Below are 7,700 nucleotides of genomic sequence, written 5' to 3' on the forward strand. Positions count from 1 at the left end.
ATTACAACTGTCTTTTTATTGGACCTGTCAAATCTTCGATATCTTGAGTAGCTTTTTGAACTGGATTGGTCAAATTCGAGTCCAAACCTTCTTTCACCTTGTCTACTTCAGAGGTAAAAGAAGACGTTAAATCTTTGAGTGATGTGTCAATTCCATTGGCATCTGCTCCTTTTTGAATTTCAGATTTTATTTCGTTGGTTGCATTTTTCAATTGAGCCATTACTTTTCCCAAAGTTCTTGCAATTTCAGGAATCTTATCTGAACCGAAAAGCATCAACGCTATGAAAATGATAAATAGTAATTCGCCACCGCCAATTCCAAACATAGTAATAAGTTGCTAAATTTAAAGTTGTAAAGTTACAAAGTTCTTCTAATCAAATTTTGATTTTTCTATTGTTTTTGGCCAAGAATTATTGGAAGTATCAATGTCGGCTGTTTCTAACTTTGGATCGATTTGAATTTTAGCAATGGCTTTTTTAGTAGCAAAAGTTCTGCTTACTTCTTGATCATTCTTTCTCCAAATTTGAGCGGGAAAATAATGATTCTCTGTGGTGCCATCTTCAAAAGTTAGTTCTACAATTATCGGCATTACCAATCCACCCGGTTTATCAAAAGTGACTTGATAAAAGTACTTAGGTTCGTTTAATTTTGCCTTTTCTTCTGGCGTAAAATTTTGATTAACATACTCATCTAAAGCTTTGTAATCAACTATTTTAAATGGCTTATTCATCTCTGTTTTATAATCTTCACTTCCCTCGGCAACCATATATACCATAGCACCTAGTTTTGTATCACGACGACGTCTTGTCTTCATAAATTCGGTTACTTCTTTGGTAGGATCGCTACTTACAAAGTATTTCTTCACTTCCTTTATCCCAATATCATTATAATCTGTACTGTAAAACCAACCTCTCCAAAACCAATCTAAATCGACTGCTGATGCATCTTCCATTGTTCTGAAAAAATCTTCGGGTGTTGGATGCTTGAATTTCCAACGATTGGCATAGGTTTTAAATGCATAGTCAAATAACTCATGTCCCATGATGGTTTCACGCAGAATATTTAAGGCAGTTGCTGGTTTACCGTAAGCATTGTTTCCAAATTGACGAATACTTTCTGAGTTGGTCATAATAGGTTCTAATCCTTTTTGATCGCCACTCATGTAGGGAACAATATTTTTTGCTGGTCCACGACGTAATGGAAAATTGGGATCAAAAGATTTTTCAGCTAAATATTCTAAAAAACTATTCAATCCTTCATCCATCCAAGTCCACTGGCGCTCATCTGAATTGACAATCATAGGAAAATAATTATGCCCTATTTCATGACAAATCACTCCTAACATTCCATATTTAGTTTGGTCAGTATATTTACCGTTTTCATCTGGACGACCATAGTTCCAACAAATCATTGGGTATTCCATGCCTTGGTCTCTAGCATTAATAGAAATGGCCTTGGGATAAGGATAGTCGAATGTATAACTGGAATAACTCTTTAAAGTATGCGCTACAATCCTAGTTGAATATTCTTCCCAAAGCGGATTTCCTTCTTTTGGATAGAGCGAAATTGCCATTGCTGTAGTATTCCCAGTTTGAACCGCCATAGCATCATAAATAAATTTTCTTGAAGTAGAAATACCAAAATCACGAACATTTTCTGCTTTGAATTTCCATGTCTTTTTAGCTGTTGAAAATCCTTTTTCTCTTGCTTCGGCTTCCGCCTGAGTGGCTACAATTACAGGTTTATCAAATGATTTCTCGGCTAATTGATAACGTTGCAGCTGTTCGGTAGTAAAAACTTCGTTTCTATTTAATAATGTTCCTGTTGCTTCTAAAATATGATCGGCTGGAACGGTAATATTTACTTCAAAATTTCCAAAAGGCAAAGCGAATTCTCCTGCACCCCAAAACTGCATATTTTGCCATCCTTCAACATCATTATAAACTGCCATTCGTGGATAAAACTGTGCCAAAACATAAAGATTATTACCGTCTTTGTCAAAATGTTCATAGCCCGAACGTCCACCATCAATCGTATAATTGTTTATGTTATACCACCATTTTATGGAGAAAGATATCTTTTCGCCGTGTTTTAGTAATTTAGGTAATTCTAATCTCATCATGGTTTGATTGACAGTATACTGCATCATTTTTCCCTGGGAATCTTTTACATAGTCAATTTTAAATCCTCCATCAAAATCTTCTTCCAAATATTTTCTGGAAAAAGCTTGAGTAGAAAAGGCAGGATCTGTTTTATTACTTTCTACTAAAGGAGAATTTGAATTTCTCGCTTTTTCGTTTTGATCCAATTGAATCCATAAATAATCCAATGATTCTTTGGCATTGTTAGTATACGTTATGGTTTCTGTACCATATAACTTTTGGTTTTTATCATCCAGTTCTATATCCATTTTATAATCCGCTTGTTGCTGATAATATTCAGGACCTGGCGCACCAGATGCAGTTCGATACATGTTGGGCGTTGCCAATAAATCATACATCTGTTTGAATTTATCTGGATTTCTATATTCTGAACTTTGCTTTTTTGATGTTTCTTGTGATTGAGATACACTAGTTGCAATCACAAATAAAAAAGATAAAATAGTAGTTGTATGTTTCATAGACTTTATATATTAACGGTAAAAGTAAAATTATTTTAATTGTTGAAATATAATGAAAATTATTTTAACATTCCTTTAGTTGTTTCACTCGATAACAGCAAACTTTTTTTAGTTCCATTGTTGTTAAATTGTATAATATTTTGTTGTTCTGGATGAATTTCTATGAGAATAGAGTTTTCAATTGCTAGGGAATTAATTTTGGATACATCCTTGATGTTTAAATAACAAATAATAACATTGTCTTCTACCTCATTACTCAAATAATTCATGGCTTGTGATCTTCCGTTTACCGTCAATTTGAAATTTTCTGAGAGGTATTTTTTCATTAAAACAATATCCTCTGGAGTTTCTTTCTCAGTGCCAAGAAAAGTGTTTTTATGGTATTGATTTTTTAAAGCATCATTCAAATCATCAGCAAAAATACGAGTTGTGATTTGAATCATTTTCTTCTCAGCCACATAATTTATTTGATAAATGGCAGTATAAAATCTATGCAAACCCATGGCTGTACTACCGAAGAAAATAAAAAGTAAAAATGTAATTTTAATGGTTTTGATCATTACTACTGATTAAGTCAATTTATTTCTTTTGTGCTTTTATTTTTTCAAATTCGCTATTTTTAGAAATCAAAAAGTCCATAATTTCAAAATCTGATTTGGCTTTAAAAGAATTCAAATCTATTGGGTCTTTTTCACAATACAATAAAAACAATCGTATTTCTTCGTCTTTGAGATGTAATGTTTTTTTATAAAATCCATAATTTATTTTTTGCATCACTATTTCAGTAAAAGGCATCTCATTTTCGCCATCACTATTTGATTTTTTCTTTATTAACTTCAAAACATCTTTATACAATCTGACAAAATTTACCCCATTTACAATTGATCCATTATAAATATTGGGGTTTATAGGTGAGGATTGATTATCATCAAAATATTGCTTATCCACAATTTTTTGAGAGTTAGCTATTTTTGGTTTTAACTTTTTATTACTTACAACAACTTCCTGTAGTTTGTTGACAAATGCATCCAATTCTATCGTTAAAACTTTTTGACTCATTTGATTTTTTGAAAGCACTATTTTTTTTGATTTAAATGATAAACTAGAAAAAAACAAAGTATCATTAGGTTGCGCTTTTAATTCGAAAACACCATCGGTGTCGACAGCAGTTCCTGTGTTAGCATTAATATTAAAGACTACCACATTGTCAACTTTTATGGAATCGTTTACTACTTGACCATGCAAAATTTTGCGCGAATCTATTTGGGCAAATGAAAGCTGAAAAGCTAAAGAGGCAAAAAATAGGATAGTTGTTTTTTTCATTTATCGTTGAAATAAAACCAAATTTAATCGTAACTCTAAAATTAGTCTTTTTTTGTTAGTAATTCCAAGTATTTTGTCGCTAATTCCGCAAAAATAAATTTTGCCATTGATTTATTCTTTGAATTGATTTCATTAACTAGTCTTGGTTCTTGAATAGCATAATACCAAAATCCTTTTACATATTCTTGAGGTATTTTTAAATTGTTGGTAAAATATTCTGGGTCGAATTGGTATTCTATTTTTTTTAACAGCATTTCTTTTTTCTCCACTTCAAGTTCTTTTTTCAGCAAGTCTGTTCTGCCAGATATTGCATTTAAAAGTCCATCTAAAGGGGATGAAGAAGCAGCATAGAGTCTTCTTTCGGCAACCGTATATTTTTTGGCAGGTTTATCAAGAATGCCAAGCGAAACAGCATTGATATTTTTATACTCTTTAATTTCCACTTCATCCAGCGGAATCACTTTTGGTTCAAGTGATGAAACAAAAAGGGATTTAGCCAAATCCGATTCTTGAATGATAACTTTCTTGGTTTCTATTTGTATGCTAGAAAATTGGATGGTATCACCAACTTTAACAAACATGGAATAGTCACCGTTAACTGACACAGTTGTCGTTTCAGAGCGAAGATTGGTGACATTAACATCACTTAAATTTTTTATTGAGCAAACTAATTTCCCTTTCAAAAAAACTAATTCCGTTGATTGAGCAAAACCAAAAATTGGAAAATAATAAAATAAGAAAAGAATTTTAAATTTCATTGAATTTAATTTGTTTCATTTTCAATCAACTCTAAATATTTTATAGCCAAATCAGTAAAAATTAATCGAGCCATATTTTTATTTTTAGTATTAATTTCATTTACCAATTTTGGCTCTTGAATAGCATAATACCAAAATCCTTTTACATATTCTTGAGGTATTTTTAAATTGATGGTAAAATATTCTGGGTCGAATTGGTATTCTATTTTTTTTAACAGCATTTCTTTTTTCTCCACTTCAAGTTCTTTTTTCAGCATTGCAGTTCGTCCACTTATTGAATTTATTAATCCATCTGTTGGCATTCCTCCTAATGGAATTAATAATGGATAATACCAATGGAACTCTCCAGCGGTTCGCAATTTTCGTTCAGCTGGAGTATATTTTTTAGCAGGTTTATCTAAAATCCCAAGCGAAACAGCATTGATATTTTTATATTCTTTAACTTCTACTTCATCCAGCGCAATCACTTTTGGATTTAGTGATGAAACAAAAAGGGATTTAGCCAAATCCGATTCTTGAATGATAACTTTCTTGGTTTCTATTTGTATGCTAGAAAATTGGATGGTATCGCCAACTTTAACAAACATGGAATAGTCACCGTTAACTGACACAGTTGTCGTTTCAGACCGTAGATTGGTGACATTAACATCACTTAAATTTTTTATTGAGCAAACTATTTTCCCTTTCAAAAAAACTAATTCCGTTGATTGAGCAAACCCAAAAATTGGAAAACAAAAAAACAAGAATAGGATTTGAAATTTCATTGCTACAAAATTAAATATCTTCTAACCTCAAAAATGTATAAAATTTTAATGACAGCGTTGTAAAATTATGTTAAATAAATTTTGTAAAAACAGTACATTTGGTCAAAGAATAATGTCAAAATGAAAAAACTAATTATTGCCAGCACCTCAACCCTTCACGGTGGAAATTATTTAGACTATTTATTGCCTACTTTGGAAAATCATTTTAAAGATTGTAGTGAAATACTATTTATTCCTTATGCTCGTCCGGGAGGAATATCGCATGATGATTATACGGCAATTGTTCGTTTGGCTTTCGCCAAAATTAATAAAACGGTAAAAGGGTTGCACGATTTTGAAAACCCAATTCATGCTATTGAAAATGCGCAAGGAATTTTTACTGGTGGTGGCAACACATTTTTATTGGTAACTCAATTGTATGAAAATAATATTATGGAAGTTTTGGCTAAAGTTGTTGAAAATGGAACACCCTATTTGGGCTCCAGTGCCGGAAGCAACATTGCAGGATTAACCATGCAAACCACCAATGACATGCCTATCATTTATCCTCCGAGTTTTAAAACGTTGGGCTTACTACCTTTTAATTTAAACCCACATTATCTCGATGCTGACTTGCAAAGCAAACACATGGGAGAAACCCGCGAAACTAGATTAAAAGAATTTCATGCTTTTAACAGCATTCCAGTTGTAGGATTGCGCGAAGGAAGTTGGCTGGAAGTAACTGGTGAAAAAATAATCCTAAAAGGAAATTTAAGCGCCAGAGTTTTCAAACAAAATGAAATTCCAATCGAAGTAGAACCCGAAACGGATTTGGCTTTTTTATGAAAATAAAAAAACCTCAAACTTTCATTTGAGGTTTAGAGCGGAAGACGAGGCTCGAACTCGCGACAACCAGCTTGGAAGGCTGGAGCTCTACCAACTGAGCTACTTCCGCATTTTGTGAGTGCAAATATAAAGAATAACTTTCCTTTGATGCAAATTTTTTTTGGGAAAAAATTAATTGAAAACTTTCGGAATTATAAAGCAAACAAAACCATTAAGTTGATTAGAACCTAAGAAACTAATTTAGCTAAGATTTCTTTTTTGGCAGTTGGATGATAGATGAATAAACAAGATTTGTCTTTAATCACATCAATTATTTTACTATTCATTTCTACTGGAACAGCAGGACAACCTTGACTTCTTCCTAATCGTTTGTATTGTTTGATAAATGATTCAGAAACATATTCTGCACCATGAACTACAACTGCTCTTTCTCTAGCTTTATCATTCAAACCTTTTTCAAGACCGTCAAGCTTTAAAGATTTACCGTGTTTACCATTATAAATTTCAGCTGTAGCATAAAAACCAATACTACTTTGGTAAGACTCTGCTCTGTTTGAAAATTCTTTAGCAAATTCTTCGCCTGTATTTCTTCCATGAGCCACTAATGTTTGAAACAAAACGGTGTTTTTTTCTAAATCAATCACCCACATTCTTTTAGTATTTGAAGACAAACTAAAATCGACAAGTGTTAAAATATTTTTTTTAATTAGCCCTTTTTCTTTAAGAATATAAAATCCATCCAAAGCAAGGGTAAAGCTTTCAAAACTTGGCAATGCAAAAGAATTGGCATCTAATTGATTGTAAATAGATACATTTTTTGAAACTGATTTAGCTTCTACAACAATATTATTTTTTTTGGAGTTTTCGTTGCTTGGTAAATTCGTAAACGACATCAGCAAAAGAACAAAAAACAAAGGGAATAACTTATAATTCATTGAATGTAAATAGGTTTATAATTAGACTTGGATAGAGCAAATATATATTATCAATGATTTAAAAAAAAATATTATTGCTTTTTTTAAGTAAATTTTAATTATTCTTACTCCATTATTAAATTTCTTATTTTATGTGTGGACTTGTAGATATCAATTATTTAACTATTTTTGTAGTCCCTAACCCACTACTATATGCCCAAGTATTCGTACTTTTATTTCTTTGTTACATTACTATTTACAAGTTTTGTTTATAGTCAAAAAAAAACTCTTCAGGCGATACGGATAGATAGTAAGATAATCATTGACGGAAAGTTTGATGAGACTGCATGGCAAAATGCTCCCGTGGCAAAAAATTTTGTTGAAATATTTCCAGACAACGGAAAACCCATACCAGAGAATAAGGATACCGAAGTTAAAATTGTCTCTACTGATGAAGCTGTTTATGTAGCTGCTCTTCTTCATGATGATGACCCCA

At 31.9% G+C, this 7,700-nt stretch carries 8 protein-coding genes, 1 tRNA gene and 1 pseudogene; 2 read left to right on the top strand and 8 right to left on the bottom strand.

Annotation, left to right across the window (positions count from 1 at the left end; genetic code table 11):
* Position 1: 1 nt before the first annotated feature.
* Genes ACK5ON_RS04475 through ACK5ON_RS04500 form a run of 6 tightly spaced genes read right to left on the bottom strand, consistent with a single transcriptional unit; the run spans position 2 to position 5,312 of the window.
* The gene (locus ACK5ON_RS04475; RefSeq protein WP_409820281.1) at positions 2 to 325 is read right to left on the bottom strand and encodes a twin-arginine translocase TatA/TatE family subunit; all 324 of its coding nucleotides are present in this window, start codon (positions 323 to 325) and stop codon (positions 2 to 4) included.
* Between the two features lie 45 nt (positions 326 to 370).
* Positions 371 to 2,620 (bottom strand): M1 family metallopeptidase, encoded by a 2,250-nt coding sequence (locus ACK5ON_RS04480; protein ID WP_409820283.1) that lies wholly within the window; start codon positions 2,618 to 2,620, stop codon positions 371 to 373.
* Between the two features lie 59 nt (positions 2,621 to 2,679).
* Positions 2,680 to 3,180 (bottom strand): DUF6702 family protein, encoded by a 501-nt coding sequence (locus ACK5ON_RS04485; protein WP_409820285.1) that lies wholly within the window; start codon positions 3,178 to 3,180, stop codon positions 2,680 to 2,682.
* Between the two features lie 19 nt (positions 3,181 to 3,199).
* Entirely contained in the window at positions 3,200 to 3,943 is a 744-nt protein-coding gene (locus ACK5ON_RS04490; protein WP_396176679.1) for a carboxypeptidase-like regulatory domain-containing protein, read from the bottom strand.
* A gap of 41 nt (positions 3,944 to 3,984) precedes the next feature.
* Positions 3,985 to 4,701 (bottom strand): hypothetical protein, encoded by a 717-nt coding sequence (locus tag ACK5ON_RS04495; RefSeq protein WP_409820287.1) that lies wholly within the window; start codon positions 4,699 to 4,701, stop codon positions 3,985 to 3,987.
* Positions 4,702 to 4,706: 5 nt separating this feature from the next.
* On the bottom strand, positions 4,707 to 5,312 hold the full coding sequence (locus ACK5ON_RS04500) for a hypothetical protein (RefSeq protein ID WP_409820289.1): 606 nt from the start codon (positions 5,310 to 5,312) through the stop codon (positions 4,707 to 4,709).
* 273 nt (positions 5,313 to 5,585) lie between these two features.
* Here ACK5ON_RS04500 and pepE point away from each other — a divergent pair, with 273 nt between their 5' ends.
* Positions 5,586 to 6,290, top strand: a complete 705-nt coding sequence (gene pepE, locus ACK5ON_RS04505) for a dipeptidase PepE (RefSeq protein ID WP_396176668.1) — start codon at positions 5,586 to 5,588, stop codon at positions 6,288 to 6,290.
* 36 nt (positions 6,291 to 6,326) lie between these two features.
* Here the strand turns inward: pepE and ACK5ON_RS04510 are convergent.
* A tRNA-Gly gene (locus tag ACK5ON_RS04510) sits at positions 6,327 to 6,399 on the bottom strand.
* 118 nt (positions 6,400 to 6,517) lie between these two features.
* Positions 6,518 to 7,225: a murein L,D-transpeptidase catalytic domain family protein gene (locus ACK5ON_RS04515; RefSeq protein WP_396176669.1), complete on the bottom strand. Its 708-nt coding sequence runs from the start codon at positions 7,223 to 7,225 to the stop codon at positions 6,518 to 6,520.
* A gap of 192 nt (positions 7,226 to 7,417) precedes the next feature.
* On the opposite strand from ACK5ON_RS04515, the pseudogene ACK5ON_RS04520 reads away from it, so the two are divergent.
* Positions 7,418 to 7,700, top strand: a pseudogene (locus ACK5ON_RS04520) (hydrolase); the annotation flags it as partial.

The organism is Flavobacterium sp. (genome assembly GCF_046317795.1).
GTDB lineage: Bacteria > Bacteroidota > Bacteroidia > Flavobacteriales > Flavobacteriaceae > Flavobacterium.

What these genes read in the sequence shown, in the direction of transcription:
- ACK5ON_RS04475 (WP_409820281.1), bottom strand. Translation starts at nt 325, where the DNA reads ATGTTTGGAATTGGCGGTGGCGAATTACTATTTATCATTTTCATAGCG.
- pepE (WP_396176668.1), top strand. Translation starts at nt 5,586, where the DNA reads ATGAAAAAACTAATTATTGCCAGCACCTCAACCCTTCACGGTGGAAAT.
- ACK5ON_RS04480 (WP_409820283.1), bottom strand. Translation starts at nt 2,620, where the DNA reads ATGAAACATACAACTACTATTTTATCTTTTTTATTTGTGATTGCAACT.
- ACK5ON_RS04515 (WP_396176669.1), bottom strand. Translation starts at nt 7,225, where the DNA reads ATGAATTATAAGTTATTCCCTTTGTTTTTTGTTCTTTTGCTGATGTCG.
- ACK5ON_RS04490 (WP_396176679.1), bottom strand. Translation starts at nt 3,943, where the DNA reads ATGAAAAAAACAACTATCCTATTTTTTGCCTCTTTAGCTTTTCAGCTT.
- ACK5ON_RS04485 (WP_409820285.1), bottom strand. Translation starts at nt 3,180, where the DNA reads ATGATCAAAACCATTAAAATTACATTTTTACTTTTTATTTTCTTCGGT.
- ACK5ON_RS04495 (WP_409820287.1), bottom strand. Translation starts at nt 4,701, where the DNA reads ATGAAATTTAAAATTCTTTTCTTATTTTATTATTTTCCAATTTTTGGT.